The sequence below is a fragment of the Microbacterium sp. BK668 genome, from assembly GCF_004362195.1.
GTDB lineage: Bacteria > Actinomycetota > Actinomycetes > Actinomycetales > Microbacteriaceae > Microbacterium.
Genome location: NZ_SNWG01000001.1, coordinates 2,269,189 through 2,286,938 on the forward strand (window position 1 = coordinate 2,269,189; position 17,750 = coordinate 2,286,938).

The 17,750-nt window shown below is 71.1% G+C and carries 16 protein-coding genes and 1 tRNA gene; 7 read left to right on the forward strand and 10 right to left on the reverse strand.

Going from position 1 to position 17,750, the window contains the following annotated elements; all coding sequences use genetic code 11:
* The first annotated feature begins 13 nt into the window (after positions 1-13).
* Positions 14-2,929, forward strand: a complete 2,916-nt coding sequence (locus EV279_RS10065) for a UPF0182 family protein (protein ID WP_133543114.1) — start codon at positions 14-16, stop codon at positions 2,927-2,929.
* Positions 2,930-2,974: 45 nt separating this feature from the next.
* Here the strand turns inward: EV279_RS10065 and EV279_RS10070 are convergent, their stop codons facing one another.
* From EV279_RS10070 to idi, 7 genes are read right to left on the reverse strand one after another with little or no spacing between them, the layout of a single operon-like run.
* The gene (locus EV279_RS10070) at positions 2,975-3,868 is read right to left on the reverse strand and encodes a prenyltransferase (RefSeq protein ID WP_208109512.1); all 894 of its coding nucleotides are present in this window, start codon (positions 3,866-3,868) and stop codon (positions 2,975-2,977) included.
* The gene (locus tag EV279_RS10075) at positions 3,865-4,173 is read right to left on the reverse strand and encodes a lycopene cyclase domain-containing protein (RefSeq protein WP_347876856.1); all 309 of its coding nucleotides are present in this window, start codon (positions 4,171-4,173) and stop codon (positions 3,865-3,867) included. Before EV279_RS10075 ends, EV279_RS10070 begins: the two co-directional genes overlap by 4 nt.
* Positions 4,170-4,550 carry a lycopene cyclase domain-containing protein gene (locus EV279_RS10080; protein ID WP_133543116.1) on the reverse strand — a complete coding sequence of 127 codons (381 nt, stop codon included), beginning with the start codon at positions 4,548-4,550 and terminating at the stop codon, positions 4,170-4,172. The genes EV279_RS10075 and EV279_RS10080 overlap by 4 nt, the downstream gene beginning before the upstream one ends.
* 1 nt (position 4,551) lies before the next feature.
* A complete protein-coding gene (crtI, locus tag EV279_RS10085; protein ID WP_133543118.1) occupies positions 4,552-6,138 on the reverse strand; it encodes a phytoene desaturase family protein in 1,587 nt (528 codons plus the stop codon).
* Positions 6,135-7,004 carry a squalene/phytoene synthase family protein gene (locus tag EV279_RS10090; protein WP_166644501.1) on the reverse strand — a complete coding sequence of 290 codons (870 nt, stop codon included), beginning with the start codon at positions 7,002-7,004 and terminating at the stop codon, positions 6,135-6,137. Before EV279_RS10090 ends, crtI begins: the two co-directional genes overlap by 4 nt.
* Positions 7,001-8,062 carry a polyprenyl synthetase family protein gene (locus EV279_RS10095; protein WP_133543120.1) on the reverse strand — a complete coding sequence of 354 codons (1,062 nt, stop codon included), beginning with the start codon at positions 8,060-8,062 and terminating at the stop codon, positions 7,001-7,003. The genes EV279_RS10090 and EV279_RS10095 overlap by 4 nt, the downstream gene beginning before the upstream one ends.
* Positions 8,059-8,616, reverse strand: coding sequence for an isopentenyl-diphosphate Delta-isomerase (gene idi / locus EV279_RS10100; RefSeq protein ID WP_133543122.1), 558 nt, complete (start codon positions 8,614-8,616; stop codon positions 8,059-8,061). Before idi ends, EV279_RS10095 begins: the two co-directional genes overlap by 4 nt.
* Positions 8,617-8,742: 126 nt before the next feature.
* Here idi and EV279_RS10105 point away from each other — a divergent pair, with 126 nt between their 5' ends.
* A complete protein-coding gene (locus EV279_RS10105; protein ID WP_243728523.1) occupies positions 8,743-9,171 on the forward strand; it encodes a MarR family transcriptional regulator in 429 nt (142 codons plus the stop codon).
* 250 nt (positions 9,172-9,421) lie between these two features.
* Here EV279_RS10105 and EV279_RS10110 read toward each other — a convergent pair.
* Positions 9,422-9,495, reverse strand: a tRNA-Met gene (locus EV279_RS10110).
* 93 nt (positions 9,496-9,588) lie between these two features.
* Here EV279_RS10110 and EV279_RS10115 point away from each other — a divergent pair.
* Positions 9,589-10,116 (forward strand): DUF6328 family protein, encoded by a 528-nt coding sequence (locus EV279_RS10115; RefSeq protein ID WP_133543124.1) that lies wholly within the window; start codon positions 9,589-9,591, stop codon positions 10,114-10,116.
* Positions 10,113-10,913 (forward strand): carbon-nitrogen hydrolase family protein, encoded by an 801-nt coding sequence (locus EV279_RS10120; protein ID WP_133543126.1) that lies wholly within the window; start codon positions 10,113-10,115, stop codon positions 10,911-10,913. The genes EV279_RS10115 and EV279_RS10120 overlap by 4 nt, the downstream gene beginning before the upstream one ends.
* Before the next feature lie 9 nt (positions 10,914-10,922).
* Here EV279_RS10120 and EV279_RS10125 read toward each other — a convergent pair whose 3' ends face one another.
* On the reverse strand, positions 10,923-12,125 hold the full coding sequence (locus EV279_RS10125; RefSeq protein WP_133543128.1) for an aminotransferase class I/II-fold pyridoxal phosphate-dependent enzyme: 1,203 nt from the start codon (positions 12,123-12,125) through the stop codon (positions 10,923-10,925).
* 98 nt (positions 12,126-12,223) lie between these two features.
* Here EV279_RS10125 and EV279_RS10130 point away from each other — a divergent pair, with 98 nt between their 5' ends.
* The 3 genes from EV279_RS10130 to EV279_RS10140 are packed head-to-tail and all read left to right on the forward strand — an operon-like array spanning position 12,224 to position 16,638.
* Positions 12,224-13,828 (forward strand): trypsin-like peptidase domain-containing protein, encoded by a 1,605-nt coding sequence (locus tag EV279_RS10130; protein WP_133543130.1) that lies wholly within the window; start codon positions 12,224-12,226, stop codon positions 13,826-13,828.
* A gap of 54 nt (positions 13,829-13,882) precedes the next feature.
* Complete coding sequence (locus EV279_RS10135) at positions 13,883-15,169, forward strand: CDP-glycerol glycerophosphotransferase family protein (RefSeq protein WP_133543133.1); 1,287 nt, start codon at positions 13,883-13,885, stop codon at positions 15,167-15,169.
* Positions 15,170-15,171: 2 nt separating this feature from the next.
* On the forward strand, positions 15,172-16,638 hold the full coding sequence (locus EV279_RS10140) for a CDP-glycerol glycerophosphotransferase family protein (RefSeq protein WP_133543135.1): 1,467 nt from the start codon (positions 15,172-15,174) through the stop codon (positions 16,636-16,638).
* A 4-nt stretch (positions 16,639-16,642) separates the two neighbouring features.
* Here the strand turns inward: EV279_RS10140 and EV279_RS10145 are convergent, their stop codons facing one another.
* Entirely contained in the window at positions 16,643-17,737 is a 1,095-nt protein-coding gene (locus tag EV279_RS10145; protein WP_133543137.1) for a glycosyltransferase family 2 protein, read from the reverse strand.
* Positions 17,738-17,750: the final 13 nt, after the last annotated feature.

Below are 17,750 nucleotides of genomic sequence, written 5' to 3' on the forward strand. Positions count from 1 at the left end.
CTAGGATGAGACGGTGACCACGACGTCAGCGCCGAATCAGGCCACGCCCTCCCGAACCCGGCGGATCATCGCCATAACCCTCGCGATCATCGCCGCCCTCGTGGTGGCGTTCTTCATCTTCGCGAACCTCTACGCAGACTGGCTGTGGTACGAGCAGCTCGGGTTCCAGAGCGTGCTGATCACCCAATGGCTCGCGCGACTGGCGATGTTCGTCGTCGGATTCCTCGGCATGGCCGTGCCGGTCTGGCTCGCCATCCAGCTGGCGTATCGCCTGCGTCCCGTGTACGCGCGCCTGAGCTCGCAGCTGGACCGCTACCAGGAGGTCGTCGAGCCGCTGCGCCGCCTGGCGATGTGGGGCATCCCGGTCTTCTTCGGGTTCTTCGCCGGCTTCGCCGCCTCCGCCCAGTGGGAGACGACGTGGATGTGGATCAACGGCGTGCAGACGGCCATGACCGATCCGCAGTTCGGCCTCGACACCGGCTTCTACCTCTTCGCGATGCCCTTCTACAGCTCGCTGCTCGGCTTCCTCTCGGCGGTCCTGCTCGTGTGCCTCCTCGTGACAGGCCTCGTGTCCTACCTCTACGGGTCGGTACGCGTCGGGCAGCGCGAGCTGCGCATCTCCAAGGCGGCACGCATCCAGCTCGCCGTCCTCGCCGGTCTCTACCTGCTCGTGCAGGGAGCCAGCCTCTGGCTCGACCGCTACAAGACGCTCGTCGAGCCGGGCGATCGCATCGTCGGACCGGGCTACGTCGGCACCCACGCCATCATCCCCGGCCTCACGATCCTGTCGATCGTCGCCATCCTCGTCGCGATCCTCTTCTTCGTGACCGCCGTCATCGGCCGGTGGCGCTACCCGCTCATCGCGACGGCGCTCCTCATCGTCTCGGCGATCGTGCTCGGCGTCGGCTACCCGTGGGTGCTCAACACCTTCCAGGTGCGCCCCAACCAGCTCGCGCTCGAGGGCGAGTTCTACCAGCGCAACATCGACATGACGAAGGAGGCCTACGGGATCGCGGGCCTCGACAAGAGCGACTACACCGCCACGACGGACGCCGAGCCCGGTCAGCTGCGTGCCGACGCGGCCACGACCGCGCAGATCCGCATCATGGACCCGGCGATCATCAGCCCCACGATCCGCCAGCTCGAGCAGTTCCGCTCGTACTACCAGTTCGCCGACCCGCTCGACGTCGACCGCTACGAGATCGACGGCGTCTCGCAGGACACCGTGGTGTCGGTGCGCGAGCTCGATGTCTCGCAGCTCGGGAACGCGGCATCCTGGCAGAACTCCACCCTCGTCTACACCCACGGCTACGGGATCGTCGCGGCCAAGGGCAACGACCGTACGACCGACGGCAATCCCGTGTTCATCGAGCGCGGCATCCCGGTCTCGGGCATCCTGACCGACCAGGAGGACTTCGAGCCGCGCGTCTACTTCGGCGAGGACTCGCCCGCGTACTCGATCGTGGGCGCACCCGCGGGCACGGCGCCGATCGAGCTCGACTACCCCGCGGGCGAGGACGGCGCGACCGAGACCAAGACGACGTTCGAGGGCGACGGCGGCCCGAGCGTCGGCAACGTCTTCAATCGGCTCATCTACGCCCTGAAGTTCCAGTCCGAGCAGATCCTCTTCTCCGACTACCTCAACGAGGACTCGCAGATCCTGTACGACCGCGACCCGCGTCAGCGCGTGCAGAAGGCGGCGCCCTACCTGGAGCTCGACAGCGACCCGTACCCCAGCATCGTCGACGGCCGGATCGTCTGGATCATCGACGGCTACACGACCAGTGACGACTACCCGTACTCCACGCTCGTGAGCCTGTCGCAGGCGATCGCGGACGCGAACAACGAGGCCCCGCGCGTGGCCCTCGACAATGTCAACTACATCCGCAACTCGGTGAAGGCGACCGTCGACGCGTACGACGGCTCCGTCACGCTCTACGCGTGGGATGTGGAGGACCCGATCCTCCAGACGTGGCAGAAGGTCTACCCGTCGACGCTGAAGCCGATCTCGTCCATGTCGGCCGACCTGATGAGTCACGTGCGCTACCCGACCGACCTCTTCAAGGCCCAGCGCGCCATGCTCGGGGTGTACCACGTCGACGACGCGCAGTCGTTCTATCAGCGCGACAACGCCTGGACCACGCCCAACGACCCGCAGAACCAGAACCAGCTCCAGCCGCCGTACTACCTGACGATGCAGATGCCGGGTCAGGAGGCGCCGTCGTACTCGATGTTCACGAGCTTCATCCCGGGCGGTGAGAACACGCGGAACGTCCTCATGGGCTACCTCGCGGTCGACTCCAACGCCGGCAACGAAGAGGGCGTCAGGGCGGAGGACTACGGCAAGCTCAGGATGCTGGTGATCGACGCCGACACGAGCGTGCCCGGTCCCGGCCAGGTGCAGAACACCTTCGACGCCGATCCGCAGGTCTCCGCCTTCATCAACATCCTGAGGCAGGGCCAGTCCGACGTCCTCAACGGCAACCTCCTGACGCTCCCGGTCGGAGGCGGCCTCCTGTACGTCCAGCCGGTGTTCGTCCAGTCGTCGGGCGCCACGAAGCTGCCGACTCTGCAGAAGGTGCTGGTGTCGTTCGGCAACCAGGTGGCCTTCGAGGACACCCTCAACGAGGCGCTCGACGCGCTGTTCGGCGGCGACTCCGGCGCCGAGGCGGGCGACAACGAGGTGGCTCCGACGCCCGCGCCCACCGAGCCGGAGACCGCGCCGACGCCCGCGCCCACCCCGACCGAGCCGGCCCCGCAGCCGTCTCCGTCGGCGCCCGCCGACGCGTACGAAGCGGCCCTGCAGGAAGCGCAGCAGGCGATGATCGATCGTCAGACCGCGCTCACTGCCGGAGACTGGGCGGCGTACGGAGAAGCCGACGCCCGGCTGACCGCGGCCGTCGAGAGGCTCATCGAACTGGGCGGCTGAGCGCCTCGCCTGCGCGGCCGGGGCCGGGCGGGCGACCGCTCGGCCTCAGCCCGTCAGGACCCAGTACCAGATCAGCAGCAGGGTCACGCCGAAGCCCGCGATCTGATTGATCCACAGGAAGCGATCCCAGCCGCGCGTCGCCGTCTCGGCGGTCTCGTCGGTCACGCCGCGGTAGGGCCAGACGGCCGCGAGGTACGGCAGTGCGAGGATCGCCGCGAGCGGCCCGGGCCACGCGCTCGCGAGCATGACGACCCCCGCCCCGGCGTAGCAGGCAAGGGCGAACCACACCGTCCACCGCGCTCCCCGCGCCGTGGCGATCGACGAGATGCCCGCCTCCCGGTCGGCGATGACATCCTGCACGGCGCCGAAGGCGTGCGAGGCGACGCCCCACAGCGCGAAGGCGAGGATGACCGCGGCAAGCTGCCACGTCCACACCGCTCCGGCGAGGACAAGACCGTAGACGGCGGGGGAGAAGAAGTGGATGCTGCTGGTCACGGAGTCCGCGAACGGCCGTTCCTTCAGCCGCAGCGGCGGGGCGCTGTAGAAGACCACGAAGAACAGGCTCAGCGCCAGCACCAGCCAGGACAGCGGTGAGCCCGCGATCACGAGGAAGACGACGAAGGGAAGGCAGGACAGACCGGCGGCCCACAGCGTGATGCCGTGCATGCGGCGGTCGAGCACCGCTCCGTGCGCGCCGCCCTTGCGCGGGTTGCGCAGATCCGACTCGTAGTCGAAGACGTCGTTGATGCCGTACATCGCGAGGTTGTACGGCACCAGGAAGAACAGCGTGCCGATGACGAAGACGGCGTCGACCTGCCGGGTGGTGAGGAGGTAGGCGGCGGCGAAAGGAAACGCGGTGTTGATCCAGCTGACCGGGCGCGACGAGACGAAGAGGTCCCGCACGACGCGACGCACCGGCAGATGCTCCGTCGAGCTCACGCGGTCCTCCTCGGCGTGAGCAGCGTGTACACCGCCGGGATCAGGAACGCCGCGCACAGCGAGTAGGAGAAGTCCTCGATGGGGGCGATGCCGATCCGCACGCCGCTGAGCTGATCCTCGGGGTACTCGATCAGCCCTGAGCCGATCATCAGGTTGTCGAAGACGGCGGTGAGCGCGAGCAGCACGACCGCGGCGATGGCAGAGGCCAGCATCCGTCGCCCGAAGTGCGGCCGCCGGAGCGTCGAGAGGGTGACGACGATCGTGAGGAGGATGAACGGCACGACGATCATCGGGTAGGTGATCACGTCTGGTCGCTCCGTCCCGGCTTCACGGCGGACCCGGCCGACGCCTCCGAAGCCGATCCCCGCCGGCCCCGGGCGAGCAGGCGCATCGCGCCCGCCCACGTGACGAGGGCGAGGTAGCACAGGAAGATCAGGAAGACCGGCTCCTCCAGCGGGAGCTCGGGGGCGAAGTCGAATCCCACGTACAGCGGGCTGTCGCCCTTGAGGAAGATGCCGTTCGCGATGCCCACGGCGTCCCACGCCAGGAAGAAGACGGTGCCGATCCCGACGGCGGCGAGCGTGCGGCCGGCGGCGACAGGCAGGGCGAGGCGCCAGCGCAGGTCGATGATCACGATGCCCGCGAGCGAGAGGAGGATCGCGAGGAGATACAGTCCCGGCACGTCAGGCCTTCGCCGGGACCGGCTCGGCGATCGGTCCGGGGGACCGGTCGCCGCGGAGCCGCTTCACCACGAGCTCGGCCGAGATCAGGCACATCGGCAGGCCGATGCCCGGAAGCGCCGAGCCTCCGGCGTACATGAGCCGGTCGACGCGCTTCGAGGCGTTGCGCGGTCGGAAGACGGCGCTCTGACCCAGGGTGTGCGCGAGGCCCAGGGCGTTGCCCCGCCATGCGTTGAGGTCGGACGCGAAGTCGCCGGGAGCGATCGTGCGGCGGACGACGATGCGGTCGGCGAGATCGGGGATGCCGCACCACGACGAGAGCTGCCGGATGACGGCGTCGGCGGCCTTCTCGATGCGCGGGTCGCCGTCGCCGTCTTCGCCGCCGTGTCCGAGCGACGGGTCCGCGGGGACGGGGACGAGCACGAACAGGTTCTCGTGGCCGGGAGGGGCGACCGTCGCATCCGACGCGCTGGGCCGGCAGACGTAGAGGGACGCCGGATCGGGGATGCCGGGCTGCGCTCCGAAGATCAGGTCGAAGTTCGAGCGCCAGTCCTCGGTGAACAGCAGCGTGTGATGCGCGAGCTCGGAAAGCTCACCGCGGACGCCGAGGAGCAGCAGGAGGGCGCCGGGGCTGGGCGTGCGCTTCTGCCACCACGACTCGGGGTAGGTCTGAAGCCCCCTCGGCACGAGGGCCGTCTCGGTGTGATGCAGATCGGCGGTCGAGACGACGAGGTCGGCATCGACCGAGCGTCCGTCGGAGAGACGGATGCCGGTGGCCCGCGCGGTCTTCGAGGCATCCGTCGTCTCGATCTGCACGACCTTCGCGCCGGTCTCGATCTCGACGCCCCGGGCGCGGGCGAGGCGCTCGATCGCCCCGATGATCTCGGTGAAGCCTCCGCGCGGGTAGAGGACGCCCTCGTCGAGGTCGAGGTGACTCATGAGGTGGTAGAGACTCGGCACCCCGTACGGCGAGCCGCCCAGGAAGACCGCGGGGTAGCCGAGGATCTGCCGCAGCCGCTGATCGGCGAAGCGCTGCTCGATGTAGGACGCGAGCGGCCGCGTGAGCAGCGGCGCCAGGCGGGGCAGCCGGCGGAGGAGCTCGGGGTCGCGCAGGCCCGCGGTCGTCTCGTACGGGTCGTACAGGAAGCGCGTGACGGAGAGGTCGTAGGCGTCGGCGGCGGAGTCGAGGTAGGCCGCGAGCTTCGCGCCCGCGCCCGGCTCGACACTCTCGAAGAGAGCGGTCGCCTCCTCGCGCCCCGACACGACGTCCATCGGCTCAGGGCGCCCTTCGGTGTACACCCGGTAGGCGGGGTGGAGCGGCACGAGGTCGAGCTCGTCGCTCGCGGTCGTGCCGAGGAGCCGGAAGAAGTGCTCGAACACCTCGGGCATCAGGTACCAGCTCGGCCCGGTGTCGAACCGGAAGCCGTCGCGCTCCCACGAGCCCGCCCGGCCGCCCAGCTCGTCGCGGCCCTCGAAGACGCGTACGCGCCACCCCTCCGACGCCAGGAGCGCCGCCGTGGCGAGGCCGGCGATTCCGCCGCCGACGACGACGGCGGTCCCCGCGCGGCGGGGTGATTCGACCCGGTTCATGCGCGAGCGCTCCGGGGTGAGAAGCCGAGCCATGCTCGGGCGGCGACGAGGGCCTTGACGGGGTTGGGCACGCGCACACGGGCCTCCGGCTCGGGCTCGCCGTGCAGGCGCACGGCGAGGGCGGCGAACAGATCATGGGCGGCTGTCACGGCGCGGCGGCAGTCAGCCGGAAGCAGCGGAATGACCTCCGCGGCGGCGTCGAGGTCGGCGTCGATGCGGGCGAGCACCTCCTCGCGCGTGGACGCGCCGAGATAGTCCCGCCCGAGGGCGCCCGCGTCGTGGTCGGCGTCGCGGAGGAAGTTGACGTCCTGGAAGGCGGCGCCGAGCCGCCGTGCTCCGTCGACGAGGCGGGGCTCCGGCTGGCGCGGGGCCCCCTCACCGGCGTTGACGAACGCCTGCAGGCACATGAGCCCGACGACCTCCGCCGAGCCGTAGACGTACGCGTCGTGCGATGCGCCGTCGTGCTGGGCCGTGGTGAGGTCGGTGCGCATCGAGGTGAAGAAGGGGCGCACGAGGTCTCCGCCGATGCCGCACTCGCGCGCGGTGCGCGCGAACGCGTGCACGACGAGGTTGGCGCTGAAGCCCCGGTCGATCGCGTCCAGGGTCTCGGTCTCGAGGTCGTCCAGCACCCGCCGCTCGGTCTCGGCGTCCAGACCCGCCGACCGCGCGGGCCCGTCGACGATCTCGTCGGCGACGCGCACGAGCGCGTAGATGTTGCGCACGTGGGAGCGAACGCGAGGGCCGAGCATGCGGCTGGCGAGGCCGAACGATGTCGAATAGGCCGCGATCACGGCAGCCGCGGCATCCTCGGCCGTCCTGTCGTACAGCGCGAGCCCGGTGACCTCGTCATCGCGCCGGCCGGTCACGGGATCCTCCGGGCGATCTCGCCGGCGATGGTGCTGACCAGGCGCGCCGCGTCGGCGGGCAGAGCGGGGTCGGAGGCCGCGATCCGGGCCTCGCCCAGCGCCTCGTCCACGAGGGCGACCAAGCGGGTGCGGGCACCGCTCTCGTCGAGCGCGAGCTGCGCCTCGCGGACGGCGATGGGTCCGGTGTGCGCGACCGAGATCGCCTCGTTGACGCGGGACCACGCATCCGACTCCCGGGCGAAGCCGATGAGGGGCGTGCGCTTGGCCTCGCGGAGGTCGCCGCCCGATTCGCGCCCCGCCTGGTCGGCGGTCCCGAAGGCCCCGATCAGGTCGTCGGCCAGCTGGAAGGCCAGGCCCAGATGGCGGCCGGCCTCCGCGAGCGCCGCGATCGCCTCAGCGGGTGCTCCGGCGAGCACGGCGCCCGCCGAGAGCGGAGCCGTGAACGAGTAGACGGCTGTCTTGTCGTGGGCGGCGGCCAGGAGCGCCTCGGAGTCGGCGTAGTCCGCCGAGACGGCGTTCTCGACGTCGGCGAGCTCCCCGGCGGCCGAGATGAAGACCGCGTCATCGACGAGACCGAGCAGCGCCTCCCGCTGCGAGGGCGTCGCGTCCGCCATCGCGACGAGGCGGCAGGCCTCGTGCAGCAGCAGATCGCCGGCGAGGATCGCGGCGGCGTCTCCGAGGAGGGCGGCGCCCGCGGCATCCGCGCCCCGCGCGCGGCCGCGAAGGCGGAACTCACCGGCGACGTTCGGGATGCCCCGGCGCACCGTGTCGTGGTCGATCACGTCGTCGTGCACGACGAAGGCGGTGTGCAGCAGCTCGAACGCGGCGGCCACCGGGTACAGCCCGCGAGCGTCCGCGACCGACCCGCCGAAGGCCTCGAAGGCCGCGGCGACCAGCGCGGGACGGAATCGCTTGCCTCCCGCCGTGGCGCGCGCGATGGCGGCGCCCAATTCGCTGAAGCCGCCGCCCAGGGCGTCGGCACGATCTCGGATGCGCGAGACGGCGTCGTCGATGGCGTCGTCGATGGCAGCGGCGGGGGCCGGCGCGAGGGCGATCATGAGGCTCGTCGTCGTTCGCGCGGCTGCGTCGTGTCGAACAGATGCAGCTGCTCGGCCTGCAGGACGAGCCACGGGCTGAAGGCCCACGGCGTCGAGTCGAGGGATGCCGCGAGATCGGCCGGGTCGACCCAGCGCGCGTCGACGACCTCGAGCGGGTTCAGCACGGGCTCGTCGTTCGTGCGGGCCGTGTAGACCGGGCACAGCTCGTGCTCTACGATCCCGTTGGCGTCGACGGCGCGGTATCGGAAGAGCGGAAGGGCGAGCTCGATCTCGGAGAGGGTGATGCCCAGCTCGTACTCCGCTCGCCGGCGGACGGCCGTGATGACCGGCTCGGCGGGGCGGGGGTGGCCGCAGAACGAGTTGGTCCAGACCCCGGGCCAGGTGGTCTTCCCCAGCGCACGGCGTGTCACGAGCACCTGGCCCTCGTCGTTGACGACGTGGCAGGAGAATGCGAGGTGGAGGGCGGTGTCGGTACCGTGGACGCTGCTCTTGAGCGCGGTGCCGATCTCTCGCCCGTCATCGTCCAGGAGGACGACGTGATCGATATCGGCCATGTGTATCCTCCGTAATTTCGCTAGGTAATCTAGCGATCTCGTTTCGTCGATGATACATAGGGTGCGGAGGTGTGTCCACAGATGCAGCAGCGGTGGATCCCGAAGACGGGCCGCGACCATGCGGTGATGGATGTTCTCAAGGGTATCCGAGCCCTGGGCGACGCCCTGGACCGCATGCACAGCGGCATGAAGGGCGACATGGACATGAACGCCTCGGATGTCGCGGCCCTGCGCATGCTCATCGTCCGAGAGCAGCGCGGTGAGACGGTGAGTCCGCGCGACCTCGCCCGGCACCTGCGCATCTCGACGGCGTCCACCACGAAGCTCCTCGATCGCCTGACGGCGTCGGGGCACCTCGAGCGGCGTCCTCATCCGCACGATCGCCGGTCGCGCATCGTCGCCCTGACGCAGGCCTCGCGCGATGAGTTCCACCGGCACTTCAGCGAGCGACTGCGAGCTATGAGGGGCGTCGCGGAGGAGTTCGCCGATGACGAGCTGGAGACCATCGCGAGATTCCTGTTCCGGCTCAGCGACGCCGTCGATCCCGGCCGATGACCCGCGGGACCGCCTGAAGTGCGGTGCAAAGGGCCGGTCGCGCCATCGAAATAAAGAAGGCGCCCCCTGGCGGGGACGCCCTCTTCTGCTTGTTGCGGGGACAGGATTTGGCCACGCCGCCCCTCCACGAGCCGCTCCGCGACTCGCGGAGCCTCTGCGGCGCGGGACCGCCTGAAGTGCGGTGCAAAGGGCCGGTCGCGCTGACGAAGTGAAGAAGGCGCCCCCTGGCGGGGACGCCTTCTTCATTTCGTTGCGGGGACAGGATTTGAACCTGCGACCTCTGGGTTATGAGCCCAGCGAGCTACCGAGCTGCTCCACCCCGCGGCACAATGAAAAGCCTAGCACGGTTCCAAGGCGCCGCCCGACACGAGCCCGGCTCGCTTGCCGCGCGCGGCCCGATCGGACCAGGATGAATCCATGCCGCCGGACGCCCCCACCGCACGCCGCGACGACCGCCGCGACGACGTTCGGGACGGCCGTGACGAGACGCCGAACGAGCGCGCGGATCGCAACTGGGGAGAGGTCCTCCAGGAGCTCCGCGTCCTCCAGACCGGCACGCAGATCCTCACAGGATTCCTGCTGGCGCTGGCCTTCCAGCCGGCCTTCGGGGATCTGACCGGCGACCAGCGGACCTTCTATCTCGTGCTCGTCGTCCTCGCCGGGCTGAGCACGATCTTCGCGCTCGCGCCCGTCGCCCTCCATCGCATCCTCTTCCGCCAGCGGCTGAAGCGGAGGGTCGTCGCGTACGGCCACGTCGCCCTCTCCGCGGCGCTCTTCACGGTCGCGGCGCTCGTCGTCGGTGTCGTCGCCTTCGTCTTCGACATCGTCGTCAGCGACACCGCCGCCACCGTCGTCGCGGTGATCCTGGGGACGATCCTGGTCGTGCTCTGGATCGTCGTCCCGACCGTTCTGCGCATCCGCGGGCGCAGGGAGGAGATGCGATGACCCTCGCCGTCGCCGTCGCACAGTTCTCCCCGACGGCGGATGCCTCCGCCAACGTCGATCTGATCACCGAGCTCATCCAGACCGCTGCCGACCGCGGCGCGGGCGTCGTGGTGTTCCCCGAGTACTCGAGCTACTTCATCGACCCGTTCGACGAGTCCCTCGCCGTGCATGCCCAGGATGTGGACGGGCCCTTCACGCACGCGCTCACGCGCTTGGCCGCCGAGCACGGCCTCGTCGTCGTGGCGGGGCTTCTGGAGCGGGCCGGAGACGGGCGCCGGGTGCGCAACACCGTGGTCGCCGTGGACGCGTCGGGCGTCGTCGCGCGATACCGGAAGCTTCACCTCTACGACGCGTTCGGACAGCGCGAGTCCGACTGGGTCGAGCGCGGCGAGCTCGCTGATCCGGAGACGTTCGAGGTGGACGGGCTCCGCTTCGGGCTCATGACCTGCTACGACCTGCGCTTCCCGGAGGTCGGCCGACTGCTCGTGGATGCCGGGGCCGAGGTGTTCCTCGTGCCGTCCGAGTGGGTGCGCGGACCGCTCAAGGAGCACCACTGGCGCACGCTCGTCCAGGCGCGCGCGATCGAGAACACCGTCTTCGTGGCGGCCGCGGACCATCCGCCGCCGCTCGGGGTGGGCCTGTCGATGATCGTCGACCCGCAGGGCATGCAGATCGCGGCGGTCGGCACCGCCACCGATGTCGCCGTCGGCCATCTCGATCCCGACGCCGTCGAGCGGGTGCGCCGGGTCAATCCGTCGCTGGCCCTGCGCCGGCTGCGTGTCGCGCCGAGGGACTGACGCGGGACGTCAGCGCGAAAGGGCCGCGAGGCGGGATGCCGCCTCGTCGAGCACCTCGACCCGCTTGCAGGCGGCGAACCGCACGAGTGTCGCATAGTCGGCTCGATGCTCGGGGGTCGCGAACGCGGGGAGCGGGATCGCGACGACGCCGGCGCGACGGGGAAGCGTGCGGCAGAAGTCGGCGGCATCCGTCGCTCCGAGGGGAGCGGCATCCGCCACCGTGAAGTACGACCCGGACGGCACCGACACCTCGAAGCCGGCCGCCCGCAGTCCGCGTCCGAGGAGGTCGCGCTTGTCGCGCAGCGCGTCGGCGATGCCGTGGAAGTAGTGGTCGGGGAGGCGGAGCCCGGTCGCGATGGCGGGCTGGAAGGGCGCGCCGTTGACGTAGGTCAGCCACTGCTTGATCGCGAGGACGGCGTCGATGAGGATGGCGGGCCCGGTCGCCCACCCGATCTTCCACCCCGTGGTCGAGAAGGTCTTCCCGCCCGACGAGATCGCGATCGTCCGGTCCCATGCGCCGGGAAGGGTCGCCAGCGGCACGTGCGGCCCGTCGAACGCGAGATGCTCGTACACCTCGTCCGTCACGAGGATCGCATCGTGCCGATCGGCCAGCTCGACCAGGAGCGTCCGGACGTCGGCCGTGAAGACCGCACCGGTCGGATTGTGCGGGTCGTTGACGAGGATCACCCGCGTCCGATCGGTGACGGCATCCCGCAGGCGGTCGAGGTCCGGCTGGAAATCGGGCCACTGCAGCGGCACCGTCACCAATCGCGCCCCGGTGAGCGCGACGACGGCGGCGTACTCGTCGTAATACGGCTCGAACACGACGATCTCGTCATCCGGACCCTCCACGAGGGCCAGCAGCGCGGCGGCGATCGCCTCCGTCGCCCCGGCCGTCACGAGCACGTTGCGCGCGGGATCCAGCGTGAGCCCGTAGAAGCGCCGCTGGTGCTCGGCCACGGCAGCGAGGAGGTCCGGAATGCCCCGCCCCGGCGGGTACTGGTTGACGCCGTTCGCGATGGCTGCCCTGGCCGTCTCGAGCACTTCGAACGGTCCGTCCTCGTCCGGGAAGCCCTGACCCAGGTTCACGGCCCCCGTTTCGGCCGCGAGCGCACTCATCTCGGCGAAGATGGTGGGACGAACCGTCCCGTCTGATCCGACGAGCCCCGCACCCGTGACCACGCGGCGCCAAGCGCCTGGAATCTCTCGCATCGGGTTCACGCTACTCGCAAAGTCGAGTCCCAACGCGGGCATAAGAAATGCACAGACTCGCAGGGCACAGTGAGAGCACTTGTCCACAAGGAGCATCCATGAGCGACACCACGGGCGACCGCCCCGCCGACCACAACCCCGAGAACGCCGTTCCGCAGACCCCGCCTGCTCCGCCCGCGCCGCAGCAGCCGCAGCAGCAGCAGCAGCCGGCGTACCCCGCGTCCCCCGCGGCGCCCCAGCAGCAGCAGCCCCAGGCCCCCGCCGGATGGCAGGCGCCCGGGCAGCAGCAGCAGCGTCCCGCGTACCCCGGCTACCCGCAGCAGTACGGCGTCCCGCATCCCCAGGCCTACGCCGGTCAGCCCGGACAGCAGGGTCAGCCGGCGCACCCCGCGCACCCCGGTCAGCCGTACGCCTCGTCGTTCGGCCCGGGAGCCCACCAGACGCAGCCCACGGCTCCCCTCGGCGCTCCGGTCACCGGCGCCGTGCCCACCACGACCGCGACCAAGCAGAAGTCCGGCGCCGGCAAGGTCGTGGGGCTCATCGTCGCCGCCGCGATCGTCGGAGGTGCCGCGGGCCTCGGCGGCGCGTACGCCGGCGTGAACGTCTTCGGCACGGACGGGTCCAACCCCGCGGCCGGCCCGACCACCGTCACGGTCAACGACACCGACTCGGTCAACCAGACCACCGGCATCGCCGCCAAGGTGCTCCCGAGCGTCGTCACGATCGCGGCCACGAGCAGCTCCGGCGGCGGCACCGGATCGGGTGTCGTCCTCACCGAGGACGGATACGTCGTGACGAACACCCACGTCGTGACCCTCGACGGCGCGACCGCCGACGCCGAGATCAAGGTCACGACCTCCGACGGGAAGGTGTACAAGGCCGAGATCGTGGGCACCGACCCGACGTACGACCTCGCCGTCATCAAGCTCGTGGACGCGGAGGGCCTCACGCCCGTCGAGTTCGCCGACTCGTCCAAGCTCAACGTCGGCGACGAGACGGTCGCCATCGGCGCGCCTCTCGGGCTGTCGAACACGGTCACGACCGGCATCATCAGCGCTCTCAACCGCTCGATCCAGATCGCCTCGTCGGCCGCCCCCGACGGCGACTCCGACAACGGCGGCGAGACCCCCGACCAGGGCGGGCAGAGCCCCTTCCAGTTCGACTTCGGACAGGGCCAGACCCAGCAGCGTGCGACGGAGTCGATCTCGATCTCGGTGATCCAGACCGACGCCGCGATCAACCCCGGCAACTCCGGCGGCGCGCTCGTCGACGGCGAGGGCAAGCTCATCGGCATCAACGTGGCGATCGCCTCCGCCGGCGGGTCCGCCGGTCAGTCGGGCAACATCGGCGTCGGGTTCTCCATCCCGTCCGAGATCGTCAAGCGCGTGACGAGCGAGATCATCGACACGGGCAAGGCGACGCACGGCCTCCTCGGAGCGAGCGTGCAGGACGCGGCATCCGTCGAGGACGCCACCATCACCGGCGCCTACATCGCCGAGGTCGTCGACGGCGGAGCGGCAGCGGCCGCGGGCCTGGAGAAGGGCGACATCGTGACCGAGTTCAACGGCGTGCCGGTGACCGACGCGACCGACCTCACGGCGCAGGTGCGTGCGGCGGCCGGCGGCAGCGACGCCAAGTTGACGTACGTCCGCGGCGGCGACTCCCAGACCGTCACCGTCACGCTCGGCACGCTCGGCGAGTAACGACTCCAGCAGGCCCTCCCGGGCCGGGACGCCACCCCGCGATAGGCTCGCGGGGTGGCGTCCTTCTCTTTCGGCGCGGGGAACGCGGCGAAGCTGGCTCGCCTTCCGCTCTACGCCGCGGGACGCCTTCTCACCCTGGTCGTGCCCCGCTCCCGGAACCGCTGGGTCTTCGGCTGCGCGATCGGTATCGCCGACGGCGCCCTCGCCCTGTGGGAGGCGGCGGCAGCGGGCGGCGAGCGCGCCGTCTGGCTCGTGGGCGACAGACGGCAGGCGACGGATGCCTCGTCCCGAGGCATCCCGCACGCGCCGAAGCAGTCCCTTCGCGGCCTGTGGCTGACCGCGCGCGCCCGTGTGGTCGTCGTGACCCACGGGTTCGGCGACGTCAACCGCTATGCGACCCACGGCGCTTTCGTCGTCCAGCTGTGGCACGGGATCCCGCTCAAGCGCATCGGCCTCGATTCCCCCGAGACCCTGCGACCGCCCGCTGTCCTCGGCAGCGGCGCGCTCGCCCGACTCGCGCGGCGCGCGCTGCGAGTGCTGTACCGCCGGACCGCGGCCGGCATCCGCGTCGTGCCGGCCGCGTCGCACCTCGTGCGCGGGCGGCTGGAGTCGGCGTTCGGCCTGCCCGATGCGCGGGTGCCGGTGACGGGGGAGCCGCGCGTCGACGTCCTGTCGCGCGGCACCGCGGCGGCGCGCCGGGAGGCCGCCCGGCGCCGCATCGACCACCTCGCGGGTCCGCTGGATCCGACGACGCGGCTCGTGCTGTACGCCCCCACGTGGCGCGACGGCGAAGCCGATCCCGCCGTCCCCTCCGCCTCGGAGTGGCGCGAGGTGGTCGAGGTGCTGAACCGGCGGGACGCCGTCCTCCTCCTGCGCTCGCACCCGCTCGGAGCCGGTGACTACGCCCCGCCGGTCCCGACCGATCGCGTCCGCGGGCTCGGCAGCGACGTCGTGCCCGACGTCACTCCGCTGCTTCCCGGCCTGGATGCCCTCGTCACCGATTACTCGTCGCTCGTCTTCGATGCCTCGCTCGTCCCGCTCCCCGTCGTCTTCCTCGCTCCGGATGTCGAGGCGTACGCCGAGCGGCGCGGCTTCTACGGCACCTATGCCGATGTGGCGGGGGCGGACTGGCCGCGCGACTGGTCTGCAGCAGCCTCGCGCCTGGATGTTCTGCTCGGCGATCGGGCGGCCGCCGCCGAGGCCGTCGATCGCTCCCGCGCCCTCGACGAGCGCGTTCATGCCTACCGGGACGGCGAGAACACCGCGAGGGTGTACCGTGCGATCCTGGCCGGTCTCGGCCGGCACGTGCGACCACCGGCCGCCGGCCGTGAGGAAGGATGACGATGACCGACGCGCGCTTCACGACGGAGCCCGGGGCGGCCCTCGTCCTGTCCGGCGAGGGACCCCGGCCCGCGTCGGTCGAGCTCGTGGGCGCCCGCGCGCGGGTCACCGGCTCGGTGACGGGCCGCGGGAAGACGTGGCGAGCCGTCCTGCCGCTGCGGGCCGCGCGCTGGGGCGGGCCGGAGCTTCCGCTTCCGACCGGCGACTACGCCCTCGTCGTCGAGACGGCGGCCGATGCACCGGCGATCGAGCCACCCGGTCCGCTGCCGCTCGCGCAGCTCGGGACGCTTCGCGCGTCGCTGGAGTCGGCGCTCGTGCGGATCGGGCCGCCCATCGACCCCGCCTACGACTCGGGTGAGGGACAGGCCGCCCTGGAGCGGCGCTATGCGACGCGTCCGGGCGGACTCGAGAACGCGGTGTTCTTCGAGAGCTTCTATGGTCGCAACGCCAGCTGCAACCCGCTCGCGATCGACCGCGAGATCGCGCGCCGCGTGCCGGGCGTGACGCGGTACTGGAGCGTCGTCGACCTCTCGGTGCAGGTTCCCGAGGGCGCCATCCCGGTCGTCGAAGGCAGCCCCGAGTGGTGGAGGGCGCGCGGCTCTGCGCGCCTCCTCGTCGTCAACGACTGGCTGCGCCGCCGCTTCGCCCGGCGTCCCGGACAGATCGTGCTGCAGACCTGGCACGGCACGCCGCTCAAACGGCTCGCGTTGCACCGGCCCGGCTTCGACCCCCGCCGCATGGCCGCCGTCGTGCGGGAGTCTCGCCGGTGGAACGTGCTTCTCGCCCAGAACCCCTATGCCGCGCGAATCCTCGGCAAGGCGTACGCCTTCCTCACGCGACCGGTCTGGGTGGAGGGCTATCCCCGTAACGACATCCTCAGCGGCGGCGGCGGCGACGCGGCGGCGACGCGGCGCGCGCTCGGCATCCGCCCCGACGACCGCGTCATCCTGTATGCGCCGACGTGGCGCGACGACCGCGACGAGATCGTCGACTTCGTCGACCCGGCAGAGCTGGCCGCCGAGACGGACGCCGTGGTGCTCGTGCGGGGGCACTCCCGCACGCTTCTTCCGGGAAAGGATGCCGCCGGCCCCCGGGTCGTCGACGTCACGGGCTTCCCCGACACGTCCCTCCTGCTCCTGGCCGCCGACGCGCTCGTGACCGACTACTCGTCGGTCATGTTCGACTTCTCGGTGACCGGCAAGCCCATGTACTTCCTCGTTCCCGACATGGAGCACTACCGCGGCGAGCTGCGGGGGTTCTACTTCGACCTGGTGGCGCACGCACCCGGGCCCGTCGTGCGCACGCAGGCCGAGCTCGTGACGCAGCTGCGCTCGGGCGACCCCGCCCGGTACGCGGCGCAGTACGCCCAGTGGCGGCAGAAGTTCAACCCTCGCGATGACGGGCGAGCCGCCGAGCGGGTCGTCGACCGCATCCTCGACCAGGGCTTCATCGACCGCGGCGTCGGGTAGGCGGCTACGGCAGCGGCGTGTTCCGGTCGCCGAGCCGCGATGTGTCGACGGTGTCGTGCGCGCCTCGGGCGACGCCGGCGATGAACCCTGCGCCCCACGACAGGTGCATCGTCGGCAGCACGGCGGCGGTCCAGAGCTTGTCGCGCCATCCCCTGCCTCCGCCCGGGCCGATCGTCCAGGCGAGCACGAGCACGACATAGGCGATGACGGGGAGGTAGACGACGGATGCCGCGACCGACCACCACCCGACGAGCACCCCCGCGACCTGGAGCACGGCGACGACGATGCTCAGGACGAGAGCCACGAGGAGAGCGGGTGGCGCGAAGAACCGGAGGGAGTTGCCGCGGCCGAAGCGTCGCACGAGCTCTCCGCGCCACCGGCCGGTCGCACGGAACTGCCGTGCGAGCCGGGTCCAGCTCTCACGCGGCCAGTAGGTCACCGACAGCGCAGGGTCGAACCAGACGCGGTAGCCCGCCCGGCGGATGCGGAGGTTGAGCTCCCAGTCCTCGCCGCGGCGGATCGTCTCGTCGAACAGGCCCACCTCCTCCAGCACCGACCTGCGCATCACGCCGAGGTACGCCGATTCGGCCGCGCCCTCCTCGCGACCGCCGTGGTACGCCCCGCCGCCGAGGCCGATCGGGGAGTTGTAGGCTCGCGCGACGGAGCGCTGGAAGGGCGTGCGACCCTCCGCGCGCATGACGCCTCCCACGTTGGCGGCGCGCACGCGGGCGAGGGTCGCAAGCGCCCGCCGGGTGTAGCCCGGCTGGAGCTCGGAGTGGGCGTCGACCCGCACGACGGTGGGGTAGCGCCCCGCCCGGATCGCGAGGTTCAGGCCCACCGGGATGTCGGCGGCCGGGTTGTCGACGAGGACGATCCGCGGGTCGGACCCGGCCAGCCGCTGCGCGAGCGCAGTGGTGCCGTCGGTCGACGGCCCCAGTGCGAGGATGAGCTCGGCCGGTCCGTCGACCTCCTGCGCGAGCACCGTCTCGACGGCCCGCTGCAGGTACCCGCGCTCGTTCAGCACCGGCATCACGAACGTCACGCCCGCGTCGTCGGGGACGACCGGCGCGTCTCTGCGCCCGGGCTCTGTCGACTGCATCCGTCGATCATGG